This window comes from gamma proteobacterium symbiont of Scutellera amethystina, assembly GCF_059730845.1.
Window position 1 is genome coordinate 1,183,166 of sequence record NZ_AP035935.1, and the last position, 19,939, is coordinate 1,203,104.

18 protein-coding genes are annotated in these 19,939 nt (G+C 59.4%); 9 read left to right on the forward strand and 9 right to left on the reverse strand.

Annotated elements, in window-relative coordinates:
- Nucleotides 1-36: 36 nt before the first annotated feature.
- Nucleotides 37-1,404 (reverse strand): exodeoxyribonuclease VII large subunit, encoded by a 1,368-nt coding sequence (xseA, locus tag AC6I79_RS05345; protein ID WP_058781809.1) that lies wholly within the window; start codon nt 1,402-1,404, stop codon nt 37-39.
- Between the two features lie 168 nt (nt 1,405-1,572).
- On the opposite strand from xseA, the gene guaB reads away from it, so the two are divergent.
- Nucleotides 1,573-3,039 carry an IMP dehydrogenase gene (guaB, locus tag AC6I79_RS05350; RefSeq protein WP_021506568.1) on the forward strand — a complete coding sequence of 489 codons (1,467 nt, stop codon included), beginning with the start codon at nt 1,573-1,575 and terminating at the stop codon, nt 3,037-3,039.
- 72 nt (nt 3,040-3,111) lie between these two features.
- Nucleotides 3,112-4,692: a glutamine-hydrolyzing GMP synthase gene (gene guaA, locus AC6I79_RS05355; RefSeq protein WP_021506569.1), complete on the forward strand. Its 1,581-nt coding sequence runs from the start codon at nt 3,112-3,114 to the stop codon at nt 4,690-4,692.
- A gap of 113 nt (nt 4,693-4,805) precedes the next feature.
- Here guaA and AC6I79_RS05360 read toward each other — a convergent pair whose 3' ends face one another.
- The gene (locus AC6I79_RS05360) at nt 4,806-5,717 is read right to left on the reverse strand and encodes a LysR family transcriptional regulator (RefSeq protein ID WP_336697876.1); all 912 of its coding nucleotides are present in this window, start codon (nt 5,715-5,717) and stop codon (nt 4,806-4,808) included.
- Nucleotides 5,718-5,812: 95 nt separating this feature from the next.
- On the opposite strand from AC6I79_RS05360, the gene AC6I79_RS05365 reads away from it, so the two are divergent.
- The 3 genes from AC6I79_RS05365 to AC6I79_RS05375 all read left to right on the forward strand — a co-directional run bounded on the left by AC6I79_RS05365 (nt 5,813) and on the right by AC6I79_RS05375 (nt 7,691).
- The gene (locus AC6I79_RS05365) at nt 5,813-6,256 is read left to right on the forward strand and encodes an ester cyclase (RefSeq protein WP_336697877.1); all 444 of its coding nucleotides are present in this window, start codon (nt 5,813-5,815) and stop codon (nt 6,254-6,256) included.
- 20 nt (nt 6,257-6,276) lie between these two features.
- Nucleotides 6,277-7,197, forward strand: a complete 921-nt coding sequence (locus AC6I79_RS05370) for an NADP-dependent oxidoreductase (RefSeq protein WP_336697879.1) — start codon at nt 6,277-6,279, stop codon at nt 7,195-7,197.
- Between the two features lie 125 nt (nt 7,198-7,322).
- Complete coding sequence (locus tag AC6I79_RS05375; protein WP_141496592.1) at nt 7,323-7,691, forward strand: hypothetical protein; 369 nt, start codon at nt 7,323-7,325, stop codon at nt 7,689-7,691.
- A gap of 6 nt (nt 7,692-7,697) precedes the next feature.
- Here the strand turns inward: AC6I79_RS05375 and AC6I79_RS05380 are convergent, their stop codons facing one another.
- A complete protein-coding gene (locus tag AC6I79_RS05380; protein ID WP_104094087.1) occupies nt 7,698-8,606 on the reverse strand; it encodes a LysR family transcriptional regulator in 909 nt (302 codons plus the stop codon).
- A gap of 139 nt (nt 8,607-8,745) precedes the next feature.
- On the opposite strand from AC6I79_RS05380, the gene AC6I79_RS05385 reads away from it, so the two are divergent.
- The 4 genes from AC6I79_RS05385 (at nt 8,746) to AC6I79_RS05400 (ending at nt 12,978) form a co-directional block, all read left to right on the forward strand.
- Nucleotides 8,746-10,062, forward strand: a complete 1,317-nt coding sequence (locus tag AC6I79_RS05385; RefSeq protein ID WP_477529497.1) for an amidohydrolase family protein — start codon at nt 8,746-8,748, stop codon at nt 10,060-10,062.
- A gap of 53 nt (nt 10,063-10,115) precedes the next feature.
- Complete coding sequence (locus tag AC6I79_RS05390; RefSeq protein WP_249219516.1) at nt 10,116-11,303, forward strand: arabinose transporter; 1,188 nt, start codon at nt 10,116-10,118, stop codon at nt 11,301-11,303.
- A gap of 10 nt (nt 11,304-11,313) precedes the next feature.
- Complete coding sequence (locus tag AC6I79_RS05395) at nt 11,314-12,078, forward strand: SDR family oxidoreductase (protein WP_498008070.1); 765 nt, start codon at nt 11,314-11,316, stop codon at nt 12,076-12,078.
- 123 nt (nt 12,079-12,201) lie between these two features.
- Nucleotides 12,202-12,978 (forward strand): DUF3750 domain-containing protein, encoded by a 777-nt coding sequence (locus AC6I79_RS05400; protein ID WP_021506578.1) that lies wholly within the window; start codon nt 12,202-12,204, stop codon nt 12,976-12,978.
- A 54-nt stretch (nt 12,979-13,032) separates the two neighbouring features.
- Here AC6I79_RS05400 and AC6I79_RS05405 read toward each other — a convergent pair whose 3' ends face one another.
- From AC6I79_RS05405 to ppk1, 6 genes are all read right to left on the reverse strand, one after another.
- Nucleotides 13,033-13,212, reverse strand: coding sequence for a GDFGVC terminal motif YodC-like protein (locus tag AC6I79_RS05405; RefSeq protein WP_010617609.1), 180 nt, complete (start codon nt 13,210-13,212; stop codon nt 13,033-13,035).
- 47 nt (nt 13,213-13,259) lie between these two features.
- Nucleotides 13,260-14,696: a magnesium transporter gene (mgtE, locus tag AC6I79_RS05410; protein WP_021506579.1), complete on the reverse strand. Its 1,437-nt coding sequence runs from the start codon at nt 14,694-14,696 to the stop codon at nt 13,260-13,262.
- A 124-nt stretch (nt 14,697-14,820) separates the two neighbouring features.
- A complete protein-coding gene (locus AC6I79_RS05415; RefSeq protein ID WP_022548292.1) occupies nt 14,821-15,006 on the reverse strand; it encodes a YfgG family protein in 186 nt (61 codons plus the stop codon).
- A gap of 584 nt (nt 15,007-15,590) precedes the next feature.
- The gene (tehB, locus tag AC6I79_RS05420) at nt 15,591-16,190 is read right to left on the reverse strand and encodes a tellurite resistance methyltransferase TehB (protein WP_159378615.1); all 600 of its coding nucleotides are present in this window, start codon (nt 16,188-16,190) and stop codon (nt 15,591-15,593) included.
- Between the two features lie 27 nt (nt 16,191-16,217).
- Nucleotides 16,218-17,741, reverse strand: coding sequence for an exopolyphosphatase (gene ppx / locus AC6I79_RS05425; RefSeq protein WP_021506582.1), 1,524 nt, complete (start codon nt 17,739-17,741; stop codon nt 16,218-16,220).
- A 5-nt stretch (nt 17,742-17,746) separates the two neighbouring features.
- A complete protein-coding gene (ppk1, locus tag AC6I79_RS05430; protein WP_021506583.1) occupies nt 17,747-19,807 on the reverse strand; it encodes a polyphosphate kinase 1 in 2,061 nt (686 codons plus the stop codon).
- Nucleotides 19,808-19,939 lie beyond the last annotated feature (132 nt).

A 19,939-nucleotide genomic window follows, 5' to 3' on the forward strand; every position in this document is an offset into this window, starting at 1 on the left:
GGGGGTTATCAACCATTTATGCGGCTGAAAAGATTATCACGCCTTACGGCTGCGCGCCTTCTGTGGTTGTAACGCCGTCACCTGACTCTCCACCCAGCCATCATCCAGCCGGGTACGCAGCAGATCGCCGGTATGCAGCTGACGGGTCTTTTTCACCACCTGGCCCTGAGCATCGGTGGTGACGCTAAAGCCACGCGCCAGTGTCGCCAGCGGACTTACGCCTTCCAGCTGTGCTGCCAGCGTACCAAAACGCTGCCGGCTGTGATTGAGCTGTTTTTCCATGCCCTGCTGCAACCGGTAGTGCCACTGCTGTAACTGCTGCTGAGCGCGCAGAATACGTCCCTGCGGCTGCTGGGATTGCAGGCGCTGCAGCAGGCGGTCCTGCTGGCGATGCGCCAGGCGCAGCCGCTGGTCGACCGCTTCCTGCAGACGACGCTGCAGCTGAATCAGCGTGGTTTGCTGGCGTGCCAGGCGCAGCTGCGGATGCTGTTGTTGCAGACGATGCTGCAGCCGGGTGAAGCGGCGCTGCTGCTGCGCCACGTAATAGTCCATCGCCATCTCCATGCGCTGCTGCTGAGACTGCAAACGGCGCAGCAGCTCGATCTGGTTGCGGCTCACCAGCTCGGCAGCGGCAGAAGGCGTCGGCGCGCGCAGATCGGCAACAAAGTCGGCGATGGTGACATCGGTTTCATGCCCAACGGCGCTGACGATTGGCAGGCGGCTGGCGAAAATCGCCCGCGCCACGCGCTCGTCGTTGAAGCTCCACAGATCTTCCAGTGAACCGCCGCCGCGCCCGACGATCAGCACGTCGCACTCGTCACGCTGGTTGGCCAGCTCGATGGCGCGCACGATGGCGGCGGGCGCATCAACGCCTTGCACTGCGGTCGGATAGATCACCACCGGCAGCGAGGGATCGCGGCGATGCAGCACGCGCAGCACATCGTGCAATGCCGCGCCGGTGGCAGAGGTGATCACGCCCACCTGGCGCGCCGGCTCCGGCAGCGGCTGTTTAAACTGCTGGTCGAACAGCCCCTCCGCCGCCAGCCGGGCTTTCAGCTGCTCAAACTGTTGCTGCAGCAGCCCTTCACCGGCCGGATGCATGCTTTCGATAATCAACTGATAGTCGCCGCGCGGCTCATACAGCGTGATGCTGGCACGCACCAGCACCTGCTGACCGTGCTGCGGGCGAAAGCTGACGCGTCGATTGCTGTTGCGGAACATGGCACAGCGCACCTGCGCGCCATCGTCCTTCAGGGTGAAGTACCAGTGACCGGAAGCGGGCTGAGTGAAATTGGAAATTTCAGCGCTGAGCCACACCAGGCCCATCTCATTTTCCAGCAGTTGACGCACCGTGGTGTTCAGGCGGCTGACAGTAAAAATATTGGCGGTTGGCGGTAGCGACATGTGATGAGGATCAAATTTCAAATCAGAGGGTTAATTAACCGATACTACATGCCTGCCCCGGAGGATCAAGACTTTTTCCGAAAAAACACTGGAGGCAACCGATTTCGGCCTGTATAATGCCGCGGCAATATTTTATCTGTTTTAAACGCCCCAGGTGGAGATATTGCAATGTTAAGAATCGCGAAAGAAGCCCTCACATTTGACGACGTCCTGCTCGTTCCCGCTCACTCCACTGTTTTACCCAACACGGCCGATCTCAGCACCCAGCTGACCAAAAACATCCGTCTCAACATTCCTATGCTGTCTGCAGCGATGGACACCGTAACCGAAGCCGGTCTGGCGATTGCGCTGGCGCAGGAAGGCGGTCTGGGCTTTATCCACAAAAACATGTCGATTGAGCGCCAGGCGGATGAAGTTCGCAAGGTGAAAAAACACGAAAGCGGCGTCGTAACGGAGCCACAGACCGTGCTGCCAACCACCACGCTGGCCGAGGTGAAAGAGCTGACCGAACGTAACGGCTTCGCCGGTTACCCAGTGGTCAACGCCGACAACGAGCTGGTGGGCATCATTACCGGTCGTGACGTGCGCTTCGTGACCGATATGACGCTGCCGGTGACCGCGGTCATGACGCCGAAAGAGCGCCTGGTGACGGTGAAAGAGGGTGAAGCGCGTGAAGTCGTGCTGCAGAAAATGCACGAAAAACGCGTCGAGAAAGCGCTGGTTGTTGACGACAGCTTCCACCTGCTGGGCATGATTACCGTTAAAGATTTCCAGAAAGCCGAGCGTAAACCTAACGCCTGTAAAGATGCGCAGGGTCGTCTGCGCGTCGGTGCCGCAGTGGGTGCCGGTGCCGGCAACGAAGAGCGCGTTGATGCGCTGGTCGCTGCGGGCGTTGACGTGCTGCTGATCGACTCCTCGCACGGCCACTCTGAAGGCGTGCTGCAGCGTATCCGTGAAACCCGCGCAAAATATCCGGACCTCGAAATCATCGGCGGCAACGTGGCGACCGGTGCAGGCGCACTGGCGCTGGCTAACGCGGGCGTGAGCGCGGTGAAAGTGGGCATCGGCCCGGGCTCCATCTGTACTACCCGTATCGTTACCGGCGTTGGCGTACCGCAGATCACGGCAGTATCCGACGCGGTTGAAGCGCTGGAAGGTACCGGTATTCCGGTCATCGCTGACGGCGGTATCCGTTTCTCTGGCGACATCGCCAAAGCCATCGCCGCGGGTGCGTCGGCGGTAATGGTTGGCTCCATGCTGGCCGGTACCGAAGAATCGCCGGGCGAAATCGAGCTCTACCAGGGCCGTGCGTTCAAATCCTACCGCGGTATGGGTTCACTGGGCGCGATGTCCAAAGGCTCGTCTGACCGTTACTTCCAGAGCGATAACGCCGCCGACAAACTGGTGCCGGAAGGTATCGAAGGGCGCGTTGCCTATAAAGGCCGCCTGAAAGAGATCGTGCACCAGCAGATGGGCGGCCTGCGCTCCTGCATGGGCCTGACCGGTTGCCCGACCATCGACGATCTGCGCACCAAAGCCGAGTTCGTGCGCATCAGCGGCGCCGGGATCAACGAAAGCCACGTGCACGATGTGACCATTACCAAAGAGTCACCGAACTACCGCATGGGTTCATAATCCCGTAAGATTTCCCGCCCGGCTCCAGCCGGGCGCTTTTATTATTAAGTCCATCCCAATGGAAACGCCTCAATGACGACTGAAAATATTCATAAACATCGTATTTTGATCCTCGATTTTGGTTCTCAGTATACGCAGCTGGTCGCGCGCCGCGTGCGTGAGCTGGGCGTCTACTGCGAACTCTGGGCGTGGGATGTCACCGAAGAGCAAATCCGCCAGTTCAACCCGAACGGCATCATCCTGTCCGGTGGTCCGGAAAGCACCACCGAGCACAACAGCCCGCGCGCGCCGGAATATGTGTTCAACGCTGGTGTGCCGGTGCTGGGCGTGTGCTACGGCATGCAGACCATGGCGATGCAGCTGGGCGGTAAGGTTGAAGGCTCGAACGAGCGTGAATTTGGTTACGCGCAGGTTGAAGTGACAACCCCGAGCGCGCTGGTGCGTGATATCGAAGATGCCATCAGCGCGGCGGGCAAACCGCTGCTCGACGTGTGGATGAGCCACGGTGACAAAGTCACGGCGATCCCGGCAGACTTCGTGACGGTTGCCAGTACCGAAAGCTGCCCGTTTGCCATCATGGCCAACGAAGAGAAGCGTTTCTACGGCGTGCAGTTCCACCCGGAAGTGACGCACACCCGTCAGGGCCTGCGCATGCTGGAGCGTTTTGTGCGCGACATCTGCGGCTGTGAAGCGCTGTGGACGCCAGCCAAAATCATCGAAGATGCGGTAGAGCGCATCCGTGAACAGGTAGGTGAAGACCGCGTGATTCTCGGCCTGTCCGGCGGCGTGGACTCGTCCGTGACCGCGATGCTGCTGCACCGCGCGATTGGTGAGCGCCTGACCTGTGTGTTCGTCGATAACGGACTGCTGCGTCTGAATGAAGCTGAGCAGGTGATGGACATGTTCGGCGACCACTTTGGTCTGAACATCGTGCATGTTGCGGCAGAAGGGCGCTTCCTCGACGCGCTGGCGGGCGAGAACGATCCGGAAGCCAAACGTAAAATCATCGGCCGCGTGTTCGTGGAAGTGTTCGACGAAGAAGCACTGAAGCTGACCGACGTGAAGTGGCTGGCGCAGGGCACCATCTATCCGGACGTGATTGAGTCGGCGGCTTCAGCTACCGGTAAAGCGCACGTGATCAAATCGCACCACAACGTGGGCGGTCTGCCGAAAGAGATGAAGATGGGCCTGGTTGAGCCGCTGAAAGAGCTGTTCAAAGATGAAGTGCGTAAAATCGGTCTGGAACTCGGCCTGCCTTACGACATGCTGTACCGCCATCCCTTCCCGGGCCCGGGTCTGGGCGTGCGCGTACTGGGTGAAGTGAAGAAAGAGTACTGCGACCTGCTGCGCCGTGCCGATGCCATCTTTATCGAAGAGCTGCGTAAAGCCGATCTGTACAACAAAGTCAGCCAGGCCTTTACCGTGTTCCTGCCGGTGCGCTCCGTTGGCGTGATGGGCGATGGCCGTAAATACGATTGGGTGGTTTCCCTGCGTGCTGTCGAAACCATCGACTTCATGACGGCCCACTGGGCGCACCTGCCGTACGACTTCCTCGGCCGCGTCTCCAACCGCATCATCAACGAAGTGAACGGCATCTCACGCGTGGTTTATGACATTTCAGGTAAACCGCCTGCGACGATTGAGTGGGAGTAACGCCCGCACTGGCAACCGCCAGCACCTGAAGCCTCAAAGCCCGCGTAACTGCGGGCTTTTTTATCCTGCCATCTTTCGCATCGCCCGATCCGCGCAGAATTCAGATACAGCGCCTACAGCCGTGCCGCCTGTTGTTCAATAAATTCCCTGAACCACTGCTGGGCGGGATGCGCGTCGCTGCGCCGGTGCCAGATCAGGTTGAACACCATTTCGGGCAACGACAGCGGTGGAGGGAACAGCACCAGCTGGCGACTGGCCTGCGCATGCAGTGCCACGCGCTTCATCACGGTCGCCGTCATGTGGGTTTGCGCCACGATAGACGGCACCGTAAACATCTGCTGGACCGTCAGCCCCAGCCGGCGCTTTTTACCCTGCTGCGCCAACACCTGATCAACCAGGCCGTACAGTTCACCTTCCGGCGAGACCAGAATATGCGGCAGCGCCAGGTAGCTCTCCATATCCATGCCGCGTCTGGCCGCCGGATGGTTGCTGGCGACGATGGTGACAAATTCGTCGCGCAATACCGGCCGGGAGATGATGCGGCTATCGCTGTGCGTAGGCATGATGCCGATGGCGACATCAATCGCGCCGGCATCTAACAAATCGACCGCGTGATCGCGGTTGGTAAACGCCTGCACATTCAATGACACGCCGGGGGCGACGTCCTGTAGCGCCTGCATTAACGAAGGCAGCAACACGAAAGCCGGATACTCCGACACGCCCAGTTTGAAGTTTATTTGCGCTTTTTCCGCTGCAAATGCGGGCTTTGCCACCAGCGTCGCTTCGAGCTGGCGCAACGCCCCGGCGATGGGGCCGGACAGATCGCGCGCACGCGCGGTTGGCAGTAAACCCTCCGCGCTGCGCATGAACAGCGGGTCACCGAACAGGGTGCGTAACCGTGACAAAGCGGCACTCATCGCCGGCTGGCTGACGCCCACCTGGGTTGCCGCCCGCGTGACGTTGCGCTCGTTCATCAGCGCGTCAAAAGCCACTAACAGATTGAGATCGATGCCATGAAAATCCATACGGCAAATAATCACTCATATTGAATATTTGTTGGACGAATTGTAGGGCGCTGCGCAAAATTCCACAACCAACCCCCACCTGAAAGTGAATAACGATGAATCCAGCAGCAGAATACGTACAACGGCTAAAAATTGAACGACAGGCGGTAGAGACGCTCTATCAGGCCTTCAGCGACAACAACCCCGATCTGGTCGATAGCGTGCTGGCACCGTCATGGGAAGACATTCCGCTGGCGCCAGGACAAGTTGCCGGACCGGAAGGCATCAAGCCGATCATTCGCATGCTGGCGCAGGCTTTTCCGGACGTGCAGATCGTGGTGCATGACATGATTCAGGAGCCGGGCCGCATCGCGGCGCGGACGGAAATCAGCGGCACCCATCTCGGCGAAATTTTCGGTATCGCGCCGACCGGCAAGAAAGTCAGCTTCCGTCTGCATGAGTTCCATGCGCTGGAGGACGGCCGTCTGATCACCACCTGGCACATGGAGGATTGGTTTGGCCTGTTCCTCCAGCTTGGCCAGTTTCCGCCACAAGCCTGAATCAGACCGGAGAGTTGATAATGAAAGCAGCATTGATTGATACGTTTGGCACCGCCGATGTGCTGACGATTGGCGAACGTCAATTACGCGCCGCCAGTCCGGATGAGGTGACGGTGCAGGTTGAAGCGGCGAGCGTTAATCCGCTGGATGTGAAAATCATCTCAGGGCACATGCAGCAGGTTTTCCCGGTGGATCTGCCTTACGTGCCGGGCATGGATTTCTGCGGCGTGATTACGGCAGCTGGCGAGCACGTGAGCCATTTAAACGTGGGCGATCGCGTATTCGGGCGCACGCCACCGGGTGCAGGCGGGGCTTTTGCACAAAGCCTGGTGATCGCCGCCGATGACGTATGCCTTGTCCCGGCAGCGATGAGCGCCGAACAGGCCGCGGCGCTGCCTACCGCGTTTGGCTCCGCGCAGCAGGCATTGTTCGATGTGGGTCAGCTGCAGCGCGGCGAGCGCGTGCTGATTCACGCCGCAGCGGGTGGCGTCGGCAGCATGGCCGTCCAGCTGGCGCATCAGGCGGGCGCTTATGTCATCGCCACGGCGTCGGCGAAAAACCACGCGCTGGTGACCAGTCTGGGTGCCGATGAAGTGATTGACTACCGCACGCAGGACTTTGCAGCAACGCGCGATATCGACCTGGTGATAGACAGCGTCGGCGGCGAAACGCTGAGCCGCTCCTGGTCCGTGCTGCGCGCCGGCGGGCGCATTGCCACGCTGGTGGAGTTCGGCATCACGCCTGCCAGCGGCCAGCACGGCGAGTTTGTCTTCTTCGCCAGCGCGACGCCGTATCTTGCCCGGGCGAGCAGCCTGTTCCAGGCCGGGCAGTTACAGGTCATCACCGACGCTATCTTTTCGCTGGATGATGCGCGCTCCGCGCTAGAAAAGGTGGCGACCGGCCATGCGCGCGGCAAAGTGATTATCCGCGCCAACCCTTAACGCCCGGCGTCATGTCGCAGTAAAAACGCGCCCGCTACCCCGCGGGCGTTTGTTTACCGGTCTGTCGCAGGGGATAAGGATGTGTTAATAATCTGGCGTTAACGGCAGAGGCTTCAGGAGGAAACGTGCTGTTTAATTTCAGAGCCGCGGGCAAGCGCGCACCACCTGGCAAACGCCCGCTGACATCCATCATCATTCTCTATCTTGTGATGCTGTGCGGTACGGCTTTTCTCGCGTTTCTGCCGCTAATCTGCGCGATGGGCGCCGGATATGTCGCCAGTCTGGCGGGATGCCAGCTGGACGAAGGCAACGTGCATCCCTGTTACATCCTGGGAGAAGATCGCGGCCAGTTGCTGTATGAATTAGGCGTCATGGGCTGGTTCCTGCTCGGCACCATTCCCCTGGGTGGGATACTGTTTTTACTCGCGACCCTCACCTTCATCGTTCAGCTGGTGGGCTATTACCGGCAAACACGCGCTGAGGGTAATCGGTAATTTGCGTCAGTGCTGTTCCGCACAAATCTCCAGGCAAAACCCGAGAAATGCTTCCACCGCCGCTGGGGCCAGACGGCGCGAAGGCCGGGTGATAAACAGCGGATAGGTTTCGTCAGGCCAGTCGGGAAAAAGTTCGACCAGTTCACCGCTGGCGATCAGATGTTGCACGCTCAGCGCCAGCACCTGGGCCACGCCGGCACCGCCGACGCACGCCTGTACCATTAAATCCGGATCGGTGGTGGTCAGATGGCCGTGGGTGGCGACCGTCAGCCGCTGCGTGCCACGATGAAACTCCCAGCTAAAGGGCTTATTGCTGCGCGGATCGATGTATTGCAGACAATTGTGCTCAGTCAGCTGCTGCGGCTGCGTCGGGCGACCACAGCGTACCAGATAGTCCGGGGCGGCCACCGTCAGGACGCGCGTTTGTAACAGCAGGCGTGAGGTCATAGTGGACGGCGGCTGCGGCCCGAAACGCACCGCAACATCAATACCTTCTGCCACCAGATCGCCCACATCGGGCTGCTGCAAAATCGTCAGTTCCAGATGCGGATAACGGGCACGCAGCAGCGGCAGCTTTGCCGCCAGCACATAGCGGGAAAACAGCGGATTGAGGCTCACGCGCAGCGTACCGCGCACCGTCACGGCGGCGCCGGAGACGTAGTTTGCTGCTTCTTCAATCCCTTCCAGATGTGGCGCCGCCCGCTCATACAGGCTGGCACCTTCGCTGGTGAGATGCAGGGTGCGGGTGGTGCGATCCAGCAGACGCACGCCGAGACGCTGTTCCAGTCGCGAAATCGCCCGGCTGACGCCCGAGGCGGACAACCCCAGCACTTCGCCGGCGCGGCTGAAGCTGCCGGCTTCAACCACGGCTGCCAGCACGCTCATGCCGGATAATAGTCGGCCATCAAAACTCATCCTGTTCTCCATCTTTGATTTTTAGCAAAGATCATTTGCCTGAGCCTACCTTTATCAAAAATGCGCTGCAACTTATTGTGTGCTCCGAAACGCGACCGGCACTGACCGCCGGATTCTGATCCCTTTTGAGGAGAATGTTATGACTGTACGGCGCACCCTTTTTAAAGGCGGCACTATCCTGACGCTGGACGCCAGCGTGCCCGACCTCGTCTGTGGCGATGTGCTGATTGAGGACGATCGTATTGCCGCCGTGGGGGAAAACCTTTCCGCCGACGATGCGCAGGTGATTGATGCCTGCGGCCATATCGTGATGCCGGGCCTGGTGGATGCGCATCACCATATGTGGCTCGGCGCGATGCGCCGCCTGATGCCCAACGTTGATGACCTGTTTGTCTATATCGATGTGGTGGCAGAAACGCTCGGCGCGCATTACCGTCCGCTGGATATGTACCTCAGCACCCGGCTGACGGCGCTGGCATGCCTGGATGCCGGCATCACCACGGTGATTGATGCCTGCCACAGTTCACGCAGTCCGGCGCATACCGATGCGGCGCTTGACGCGCTGCAGGAGAGCGGGATTCGTGCACTGCACATGGTTGGCGCAGCAATGGATAAGCAGGCTTCCAGCGATCATCTGCCGGGCGATCTGGCCCGTCTCGCCAGCCGCTGGAACCACGCCGGCAGTCGCGTGCAGGTTGGCCTGTTTGGCCAGCTCAACCTGGCGTGGTGGCGCGTGGCGCGCGAGCTGGATATGCGCATTCTCACCGAGTTTATTGGTGACCTGGCGCAGCTGCCGGCGGAGTTTGCCGAACCCGGCTTGCTGGGTCCGCACAACATTTTCAACCACTGTACGCGCGTACCGGCGCACACCTGGCAGCAGCTGGCGGACGCGGGCGTCAACATTACCGTGAATCCGCGTTCGGATGCGCTGTTTGGTTTCGACGACGACAGCTTTGCCTGGCAGCAGGCGGTCGATCGCGGAATGACGCCGGCGCTCGGTATCGATCTCGATACCGCCTTCGGCAGCGATCTGTTCGGTGAAATGCAGGCGCTGTTTAACCAGCAGCGCTCAGCGATGCGCTATCGCCGCTTCCGGGGCGAAAGCGACGTACCGGCACCGATTAGCGTGGAAGCCGTACTGCAGTCGGCCACGATTAACGGCGCGCGTGCGGCCGGGCTGGAGCAGCAAACGGGCACGCTGACGCCAGGTAAACAGGCCGACGTTATTATGCTGCGCACCGATGGTATCGGCGTTTTCCCGCTGACCAGCGTGACGGCAACGGTGGTGCAGGCGGTGCAACGCGCCGATGTTGATACCGTGATGGTGGCGGGTGAACTGCGTAAACGTCATGGTCAGTTGCTCAACGTCGATGTGGCACAGCTGAACGCGGAAATTACCGCCTCGCGCGACTATCTGCTGAATGCCAGCGGCTATCACCATCCTTTGTTTGCCTGATTTTCCGCAGCGCGGCGGCCTGCCGCGCTGTCTGTTCATTTATGGAGGCTGTTATGTCTGCATTAAGCGCGCAGGCTGAAGCTGCGCATTTGTCGCGACCGGCGACCGGCGTGATTGCCGCGCTGTTTTGCGGTTATCTGGCGGTCGGCTTGCCGCTGCCGGTAATCCCGCTGTTTATCCATCAGCATCTCGGTTTCAGCAACCTGTGGGTCGGGCTGGTGATCGGGATACAGTTTGTTGCCACCGTGCTGACGCGCGGTTACGCCGGTCAACTGACCGATCGCGTCGGCGGTAAGCGCTCGGCGCTGCAGGGCGCGGCGGTGTGCGCGCTGGCTGGCGTGCTGTACTGGCTGGCCGCGCTGCCGGGCTTTTCACCGGCGGTCAGTCTGGCGCTGGTGATTGCCGGACGGCTGGCGGCGGGTATGGGCGAAAGCCAGTTCGTCACCGGCTGCGTGGCCTGGTCAATCGCCTCGGTCGGGCCACAGCGTGCCGGTCTGTCGATGTCCTGGACCGGTATCGCCATGTTTGCCGCGCTGTCGCTCGGTGCCCCTGCCGGCATGATGCTGTATCAGCATGTCGGCTTAGCGGCGGCAATGCTGGCCTGCATCGCGGCTCCGCTGCTGGCGGCGCTCATCGCCACGGCTGCCAGCGGTTATCGCGTGGTCGGGGGAACACGTTTGCCGTTCTATCGGGTGATTGGCCGCATCTGGCGTGAAGGCTGTGGCCTGATGCTGCAGGGCGTCGGACTGGCCGGCCTGACGGCCTTCGCCTCGCTCTACTTCGCCGCGCGCCACTGGCAGCTGGCCGGCTGGGTGATGACCTCGTTTGGCGTTGGTTTTATCGCCGTGCGCCTGGTGCTGGGACATCTGCCGGATCGCATTGGTGGCTACCGCGTGGCGGCTTATTCACTGCTGGTGGAGGCGCTGGGGCAGATGCTGCTGTGGTTTGCGCCTGACGAAACCCTGGCGCTCACCGGCGCGCTGATTACCGGTCTTGGCTGTGCGCTGATCTTTCCCGCCCTCGGCGTGGAAGCGCTGAAGCGCGTGCCGCCGGCCAGTCGCGGCAGCGCCATGGGCGCGTTCGTTGCTTTTCTCGACATCGCTTATGGTATTTCCGGACCGATTGCCGGTGCCATCGCCAGCCACTTCAGCTATGCCGCCGTCTATCTGTTTGGTGCGGCCTGTGCGCTGCTCGGTGCGCTGCTGGCGCTGACATCGCGCGCCGCTTCACTTCACGCTTAAGGAGTTTTCCATGTCACGTATTTTTATTTCCGGTTCATCCACCGGCCTCGGGCTGATGGCGGCTGAACTGCTGGTTGAGCAGGGCCATCAGGTGGTGCTGCACGGACGCAACGCCGCGCGTGCCCGCGCCGCGCAGGAGGCGCTACCGCAGGCTGAAGCCGTGGTCAGCGGCGACGTGATAACCATCGCCGGCGCCCGCAGTGTGGCGCAGCAGGTTAATGCGCTCGGCAGATTTGATGCGGTGATCCACAACGTGGCGGTTGGCTATCGCGAGCCTTATCAGTTAACCGCAGATGGCCTGCCGCATCTGTTCGCCATCAACACGCTGGCACCCTATATTCTTACCGCGCTGATTGAACGGCCGCAGCGGCTGATTTACCTCAGCTCCGGCATGCATCATCATGCCGAAGCTAACCTGGATGATATTTTTTGGCAGCGGCGGCGCTGGCACGCTTCGCAGGCTTATGCTGAGAGTAAACTGCATGATGCCATACTGGCGTTTGCCATCGCCCGGCGCTGGCCGCAGGTATACAGCAACGCGCTGGAGCCAGGCTGGGTGCCGACCAAAATGGGCGGTGCCGGGGCACCCGACGATCTTGATCAGGCGCATCGTACCCAGGTGTGGTTAGCCACCGCCGATGAGGCGCGCGTCAGCGGAGAGTATTTTTATCACCGTCAGGCGCTGGCGGCTAATCCGCAGGCGCGCAATCCACGGCTGCAGCAGCAGTTGCTGGCGATATGCGCCGATATCAGTGGTATCGCCCTGCCTGACTAAGGAAAAATCAGCTGACCGGGCACCGCAACGCATTTTTTGTCCACCGCATAGTTGGTGAATACAGACGCTGCCGTTTCGGCGCATCATGGCGGGAGCGTTTTTTCACCACCGGGATGTTCATGCATGTTGCCTGTTAAAGCTGTTTTACTCTCTTTTCTCTGTGTGGTGTTACTGTCGCTGGCGGCCAGCCTGGCGCAGGCGACGCGCAGCGGTGAGTTCACCACCGAACGCGGTGGCTGGGCGACGGCGCGGCGTGATTCGGCCGGGCTGGCACCGGATCCGCAGCGCTTCGCCAGTGAGGCGATTGTGCAGGTGTATGCCGCGCCGACCTACGGCTGGAAAGGCGCGGTGGCCGTGCATCCGTGGATTATCTTTAAGCGCGCCGGAGAAACCCGCTACAACCGTTATGAGGTGATCAGCTGGGGCAGCGGCGATAAAGTGCGGCGCAACAGTAATCTGCCGGACGGCTACTGGTACGGTGCGCGTCCGCGTTTGCTGGTGTCACATCGCGGTGCGGCTGCGCAGGCGATGATCCCGCAGATTGAAGCGGCGATTCAATCCTATCCGTGGCCCAACACCTATCATGCGTGGCCGGGCCCCAACAGCAACACCTTCCTCGCTCACATTGGCCGTGAAGTGCCGGCGCTGAAGCTTGATTTGCCCGCCAATGCTATCGGTAAGGATTTCCGTTCGCTGCTGCATCCGCTTGGCCTGCCGCCATCCGGGCGCGGCGTGCAGCTGTCGCTGCTCGGCGTGCTGGGCGTCACGCTGGGTGCGGAAGAGGGCGTGGAGGTGAATCTGCTGGGACTCAATCTGGGGCTGGATTTCACCCCGCTGCGTCTGCGGCTGCCGTTTATCGGCGGGGTGGGGCAGGATAATTTACAGAAGGATAAGCCCTGAGACAGCGCCGCGCCGCGACAGCATCTGCTCGCGGGCGGCGCGGGCTCGCAGCCGTTAACAGACGCCGAAATCACCGTCTTCATGATAGAGATTGACGCTGTCGGCCTTCACCTCGATCTCTTTTTTGATCGGATCGTCAACGCGGGCGCACCACAGCGTATCGCCCGCAACGCGCAGCACCTGCATTTTTGGACCACCGGTTTTCGCCTGCACAAAATCATCCACGTTAAACATCACTGCTCTCCAGCTGATTAGGGATCAACGCTGATTGTAGCTGCGCTTTAGTGGCCGTGCAGCAGAAACAGCGTGGCCAGACCGAGGAAGATAAAGAAGCCGCCGGTATCGGTGATGGCGGTGATCAGCACGCTGGAGCCGACCGCCGGGTCGCGTTTGAGTTTGGTCATAATCAGCGGAATCAGCACGCCCATTAGCGCCGCCAGCAGCAGATTCAGCACCATCGCCAGCATCATCACGCCGCCCAGTTGCAGATTGTCGTACATCAGCCAGGTCACGCCGCCCATGATGCCGCCCCAGAACAGGCCGTTAAGCAGCGCCACGCCGAGTTCGCGCGCGATCAGAAACGAAAAGTTGCCGGGTTCAACCTGATGCAGCGCCAGCGCTCGCACGATCATGGTGATGGTCTGATTGCCGGTATTACCGCCAATGCCGGCGACAATCGGCATCAGCGTGGCCAGCGCCACCAGCTGCGAAATGGTGTCCTCAAACAGACCAATGACGCGCGAGGCGATAAACGCCGTACACAGGTTGACGGCCAGCCAGGTCCAGCGCTTTCTTACCGCTTTGCGCACCGGTGCAAACACGTCCTCGCCCTGGCTGATGCCGCCCATCTTACGGATGTTGCTTTCGTTCTCTTCGTTCACCAGGTCAATGACATCTTCCACGGTGATACGGCCAATCAGCTTGCCTTTGGCATCGGTTACCGCAGCAGAAATCAGGTTATAGCGTTCGAAGGCGCTGGCGGCCTCTTCCGCTTTATCATCCAGCTGGAAAGTGGTGGGGCGCGCGTTCATCACCTCAGCCACCAGCGTTTTAGGTTTGTTGAGCAGGATATCGGTCAGCGCCAGTTCACCCAGCAGCTGATTGTGTTCGTCGGTGATAAAGATTTTATCGGTGCCGTCCGGCATGCTTTTGCGCTTGCGCAGAAAGCGTTGCACCGTCGCCAGCGTCACGTCTGAGCGCACGGTCAGGATATTGAAGTCCATCACCTGGCCGACGCGATCGCGATCCAGCTCAATCACGTCCAGCAGCCGGGCGCGCAGGCTGGGATCGAGCGTGGTGAGCAGGCGGCCGGTGAGATCGCGCGGCAGATAACGCGCCAGATAGACCTGATCGTCAATATCCAGCGGCTCGATGGCGCGCAGGATTTCGCGGTCGGTCATCTCTTCCGTCAGGCTGGCCCATACGGTTTCGGAGGCCTCCACCAGCACGCGACCGCGCTGCTCGTAGGGCACCAGCCGCCACAGTGCCAGACGCTCCTCTTCCGGCAGCGCTTCGAGAATGTCCGCCAGGTCGGCGGCGTGCAGCTGCGGCAGTTCATGCTCCAGCTGCTGACGCCAGCCGGTGATTTTGCGCAGTTCGGCGGCATTGAGATCGACGGATTTATCCAGCAGCACATCGACTAAATCGTGCTCGCTGAGCAGAAGGTGCAGAATTCGCTGGCGGGTTTCTGATAGTTGTTGTGCGTGCGAAGCAGACATAACGCGTCCTTTGTGTCTGTAAAGTCAGGTCAAAGTGTAGCGCGTTGCGGGTAAAGTGGGCGTAACAAGCAGCATTGCCGCGGCGGACAATGTGATGGCAGAGCGACGATGACCCGCAAATTCCTTAGCGCGTCTCGCTGGTGCTCAGTGTGACCGGTTCAGGTGCGGCTTTCTTTTGCTGATGATGCTCGATGGCACCGGGGATAATGAAAATCAGACGGCCAACCAAAATAAAGAAACTGATCAGCAAAACGATGCGGGTCATGGTACCGGTTTTGGGACGTCTTCGTGCAGAGATGGCGCTATTCACGCGGGGTGGTTCCTGTCAAAGCCCGGCTGGGCGGTGGCAACATTTAGTCACAACCCGACCGGGAGGTCAACCGTTGCGTGAAAAATGAGCAGAAAAGGTTAAGGTTGCTTTGATCGATATCAGCCGCCGGGCGAAGCGTGCGTCATCGACTCTGCAGGGGCGACATTTATGACGACCAAAACCCGCATGATGTGACTCATGCCAGTTAACCTTTGAATTTATTCAAAAAAGAGGCACTTTTCGTAGCGGCGCAATTTATTGCGCGATGAATCGCGCCGCTACGATAGGGTGCGGCTTGCGTTTTCGTCACCGAACGGCATTACGCCATTGATGACGACCAGAACCCGCATGATGTAACGCTTGCCAGTTAACCTTTGAATTTATTTAAAAAAAGAGGCACATTTCGTAGCGGCGCAATTTATTGCGCGATAAATCGCGCCGCTACGATAGGGTGCGGGTTGCGTTTTCGTCACCGAACGGCATCACGCCATTTATGGCGACCAGAACCCGCATACTTTCACCAACCGCACTAATCCGTTGTAGGGTCGCCATTGATGGCGACCGGACCATCATGATGCCAGCCATCAGTAGCTGGCTTTCTGCGCCAGCAGGGTAGCGAAGCGATACTTAATGCGCTGGCCGTGTTCATCGCGGCGATGCAGTTCACCGACCTCTTCGTTGTACTTCACGATGTGCCAGTTACGGTAATAATGGCTCAGCTCGCCCGATTTAAAGGTAAACGGGAAGTTTTGCGTGTTGGGATAATCGTCGGTGTTCATCGCCGCCACAATCAGGTTGTAACCGTACTTGCGCGTGCTGGCCTGCATATCGGCGATCAGCTGCGGGATGGTCGCCGGCTGCAGGAACATCATCACCACGGTGGAAAACACAAACTGATAATCACCGTTGAAGCGCACCTGATTCAGGTCGCACTGTTCGGTATGTATCTGCTGCAGCTGCTCTTCCGCGATGATGCTGTTAAGGCGTTCCAGACTCTGCGGATTATTATCCCATGCGGTCACCGCAAAACCGTGCTGATTAAGCAGCAGGCTGTTGCGGCCCTGGCCACAACCGAGGTCCAGCGCGTTACCCACTGCCAGTTTTGGCAGCGCGGCCAGCACTTCGGAGTGGGGCGGCGTCAGGCCGTATTTCTCCGCAAAATAGTTATCGGGGCGTGTTGTCATAGTGCGATTGCGGGCCTGAAGCCCGCGTTACTCCTCTTCCAGCATCAGTTTCCAGCCGGTGACGTCATTCCAGTAAGCCTGCTCCCGCTCCAGATCCAGCTGAACCAGCGTGTTCTGGCTGAGGAAACCGGCCGGGAAGGTCAGCGTCCAGTGACCATCGTCGGTGCTCAGCTTCAGCGTGTCGGGGCGCGTGGTGGCCTGACGCTGATTGTTCAGCAGGGTGCCGAGCCGCAGCAGGAAGATCATCGGCAGGAACTGTTTCTTTTTAAATAAGGTGAAACGCGGCATCTCATCCTGCTTCACCGCTTTACGGTGGAAGCGTACCAGCGTGGCCAGCAGCATCTGTTGATCCTGATTAAAGCCCGGCATATTGGAGTTTTGCAGGATGTAGGCCGAATGACGCTGCATACCGCTGTGGTTGATGGTCAGCCCGACTTCATGCAGCAGCGCTGCCCACTTCATCAGCGCCGTCAGCTGGGGGTTGGCCAGCTTCGGGTTCTGCTCCAGCCACTGGCTGTACAGTTGTTCGGTGGTTTCCAGCACGCGGCGTGCCTGGTCGCTGTCGATGGCGTAATGATTTGCCAGGCTCTGCGCGGTACGGCTGCGGATATCCTGATGACGGAAGCGGCCCTCCATCTCATACAGCACGCCTTCACGCAGCGCGCCATCCGACAGGCGCAGCTCGCGAATGGCCAGCGCGTCAAACACGCCACACAGAATCGCCAGCCCCGGTACAAACACTGCCTTGCGCTCATCCGACAGGCCCGGCAGGCTCAGGGCAGCAAAGGATTTGTGCTTCAGCACTTCGCTCACCAGCATGTCGAGGTTTTCCGGCGTCACGCGCTTCTCTTTCTCGCCCATCGCCAGCAGCACTTCGCAGGCCGCTTTGATACTGCCGGACGCGCCCAGCGCATACTGCCAGCCCTGCAGACGGTACTGCCACGCCAGCGTTTCCAGCTTTTGCGCGGCGGCCAGCCGGGCGCGGCGGAAATTCTCCTGGCTGATCTCGCCTTTCGGGAAGTAGAGGTTGGCGAAGCTGACGCAGCCCATGCGACGACTTTCCACCAGCTGTGGCTCAAAATCTTCACCGATCACCAGCTCGGTTGAACCGCCGCCGATATCAATCACCAGCTTGCGGCCTTTCTCCGGCTGCGTGTGCTCAACGCCCATAAAGATCAGGCGCGCCTCTTCATTGCCGGAAATCACCTCAATCGGATACGGGATGACCTCCGCGGCGCGCTGCAGAAACTCTTCCGCGTTGGACGCGATGCGCAGCGTGTGCGTACCGACGATGGTGACGTTGGCGGCGCTGAACCCCTGCAGGCGCTCGGCAAACAGCGCCAGGCAGCTCAGCCCGCGCTCCATCGCTTCTTCGCTCAGGCGATTTTGCGCATCCAGCCCGTCGGCGAGGTGCACGCGCTGTTTCAGGCGTCCCAGCACCTGCATGGCGCCATCCACCACACGGGCAATCACCATGTGGAAGCTGTTCGAGCCGAGATCGATGGCGGCGAATTCCTGCGGTTTCGGCGTACTTTTATGGGAGATTGGCATAGGCGTTATTCGGGTTGTTCCAGTTTCTTGATGTAATCGTAAATCGCCAGCTGCGAGCGCACCTTCTTGCGATTGCCGCGCGGAACATAACGGTTACTCAATTCTTTGTCTACGATGCGGGCTTTTACCGTATCACTTAACAGAATGGCAATGATATCCAGTATGCGCTGTTTCAGGCGCGGATCGAGCACCGACACCGCCACTTCGATACGATAATCGATGTTGCGCGTCATCCAGTCCGCCGACGACAGGAATACTTTTTTATCGCCGCCGCTTTCAAAAATATAGACGCGGTCGTGCTCAAGGTAGCGGTCAACGATACTGGTGATGCGAATATTTTCACTGATGCCCGGCAAATCGGGGATCAGCGAGCACATGCCGCGCACCAGCAGGTTGATCTTCACGCCAGCCGATGAGGCGGCATACAGCCGATCCACCAGACCATTGTCCACCAGGTTGTTGATTTTCAGCGTAATGCCGGAAGGATTGCCCTGCTGCGCGTTGGCAATCTCGTTATCAATCAGCTGATACAGCATGGCGCGCGAGTTTTGCGGCGACACCATCAGGTGTTCGAACGTTACCGGGCGATACGGGTTTTCGATAAAGTTAAATACGCGCCGGACTTCGTTGGTGATGCGCGCATCGGCGGTCAGCAGCGAGTAGTCAGTGTAAATACGCGCGGTTTTTTCGTTGAAGTTGCCGGTACCAATGTGGGCGTAACGCACCACTTCCTCACCCTCGCGGCGGGAGATCAGGAAGAGCTTGGCGTGAATCTTCAGGCCGGGCGCTGAGAAGATCACATGCACGCCCGCTTCGGTCAGCCGCTTCGCCCAGCGAATGTTGGCTTCTTCATCAAAGCGCGCCTGCAGCTCGACCACCACCGTGACCTTTTTACCGTTGTAGGCGGCGTGGATCATCGCATCCATAATGCGCGAATTCTTGGCCACGCGGTAAATGTTGATCTTGATGGCCAGCACGTTCGGGTCAAACGACGCCTGACGCAGCAGCTCCAGCACGTGCTCAAAGGTGTGGTACGGATAGTAAAGCAGCACATCGCGGTTGCGGATGGCATCAAAGCCGTTGCGGAAGCCATCAAAACCGATATGACGAATCTGCGGCAGCGGACGATTTTCCAGATTGGCTTTACCCACGTTCGGGAAGCCGATGAAATCTTTGAAGTTATGATAACGGCCGCCCGGCACAATCGAGTCGTAGCTGGAGATCGACAGCTTATGGCGCAGCATTTCCACCATCGCATCGGGCATATCGCGCTGATAGACAAAGCGCACCGGCTCGGCGGTCAGGCGCTGTTTCAGGCTGGAGGACATCAGTTCCAGCAGGCTGGATTCCATCTCCGTGACCAGGTCGTACTCGGCGTCGCGCGTCATTTTCATTGAGTAGGCGTTCAGCGCGTCGTAATCAAAGAAGCCTTTGAAAATCTCATCAAGGCAGTAGCGCAGAATGTTATCCAGCAGAATCATTGGCTTGCGACGGCGCGGCGATTCTGCCGGCAGATTCACAAAGCGCGGCACTTTATCGGACGGGATCTCCAGCAGGGCGTAACGGATTTCTTCGCCGCGGATAATCTCCACCGCCAGATAGGTGTAGTCGTCTTTCAGGAACTCAATCAGGTCGGTGTCGTGGTTGATCAGAATTGGCGTGACGTGCTGGCGCAGCTGATGCTTGAAGTAGTAGCGCAGCCACTCCTGCTGATTGGGTGACAGCTGGCGCTCGTTGATCAGGAAAATCTGGTTGCGCGCCATCTCCAGCAGCAGGTCGTTATACAGCGCATCGAACTCCTGATCCGATTTCTGTACCCGCAACTGAATCTTTTTCAGCAAATGGCGCAGGGTGGTGGGCGTCCCCTGTTCTTCGCCAATCAGAATGCGGCGCTTGAGATCGGCAAAGCGCACTTTATAAAACTCTTCCAGGTTGTTGGAATAGATGCCGAGAAAACGCATGCGCTCAATGAGCGGGTTGCTTTTATCAGCGGCTTCCTGCAGCACGCGTTCGTTAAAGGTTAACCAGCTTAGTTCTTTTTCTATATACAGCTTTTCCTGACCCATTCTGACTCCGTGATGCTGTTGCTGGACGGAATGTCCGGCGGAATAAACGCAAAATTGCGGTTCCGCTCAGTGTCCTCCACCATTATGGCGAGAGTATGGCAGCCTTGTCCAACCTCAACAGTTGTCTTATCA

Bases quoted from the DNA above. Each gene is read 5' to 3' on its own strand.
- xseA (WP_058781809.1), bottom strand. From the start codon at position 1,404: ATGTCGCTACCGCCAACCGCCAATATTTTTACTGTCAGCCGCCTGAAC.
- guaB (WP_021506568.1), top strand. From the start codon at position 1,573: ATGTTAAGAATCGCGAAAGAAGCCCTCACATTTGACGACGTCCTGCTC.
- guaA (WP_021506569.1), top strand. From the start codon at position 3,112: ATGACGACTGAAAATATTCATAAACATCGTATTTTGATCCTCGATTTT.
- AC6I79_RS05360 (WP_336697876.1), bottom strand. From the start codon at position 5,717: ATGGATTTTCATGGCATCGATCTCAATCTGTTAGTGGCTTTTGACGCG.
- AC6I79_RS05365 (WP_336697877.1), top strand. From the start codon at position 5,813: ATGAATCCAGCAGCAGAATACGTACAACGGCTAAAAATTGAACGACAG.
- AC6I79_RS05370 (WP_336697879.1), top strand. From the start codon at position 6,277: ATGAAAGCAGCATTGATTGATACGTTTGGCACCGCCGATGTGCTGACG.
- AC6I79_RS05380 (WP_104094087.1), bottom strand. From the start codon at position 8,606: ATGAGTTTTGATGGCCGACTATTATCCGGCATGAGCGTGCTGGCAGCC.
- AC6I79_RS05385 (WP_477529497.1), top strand. From the start codon at position 8,746: ATGACTGTACGGCGCACCCTTTTTAAAGGCGGCACTATCCTGACGCTG.
- AC6I79_RS05390 (WP_249219516.1), top strand. From the start codon at position 10,116: ATGTCTGCATTAAGCGCGCAGGCTGAAGCTGCGCATTTGTCGCGACCG.
- AC6I79_RS05395 (WP_498008070.1), top strand. From the start codon at position 11,314: ATGTCACGTATTTTTATTTCCGGTTCATCCACCGGCCTCGGGCTGATG.
- AC6I79_RS05400 (WP_021506578.1), top strand. From the start codon at position 12,202: ATGTTGCCTGTTAAAGCTGTTTTACTCTCTTTTCTCTGTGTGGTGTTA.
- AC6I79_RS05405 (WP_010617609.1), bottom strand. From the start codon at position 13,212: ATGTTTAACGTGGATGATTTTGTGCAGGCGAAAACCGGTGGTCCAAAA.
- mgtE (WP_021506579.1), bottom strand. From the start codon at position 14,696: ATGTCTGCTTCGCACGCACAACAACTATCAGAAACCCGCCAGCGAATT.
- tehB (WP_159378615.1), bottom strand. From the start codon at position 16,190: ATGACAACACGCCCCGATAACTATTTTGCGGAGAAATACGGCCTGACG.
- ppx (WP_021506582.1), bottom strand. From the start codon at position 17,741: ATGCCAATCTCCCATAAAAGTACGCCGAAACCGCAGGAATTCGCCGCC.
- ppk1 (WP_021506583.1), bottom strand. From the start codon at position 19,807: ATGGGTCAGGAAAAGCTGTATATAGAAAAAGAACTAAGCTGGTTAACC.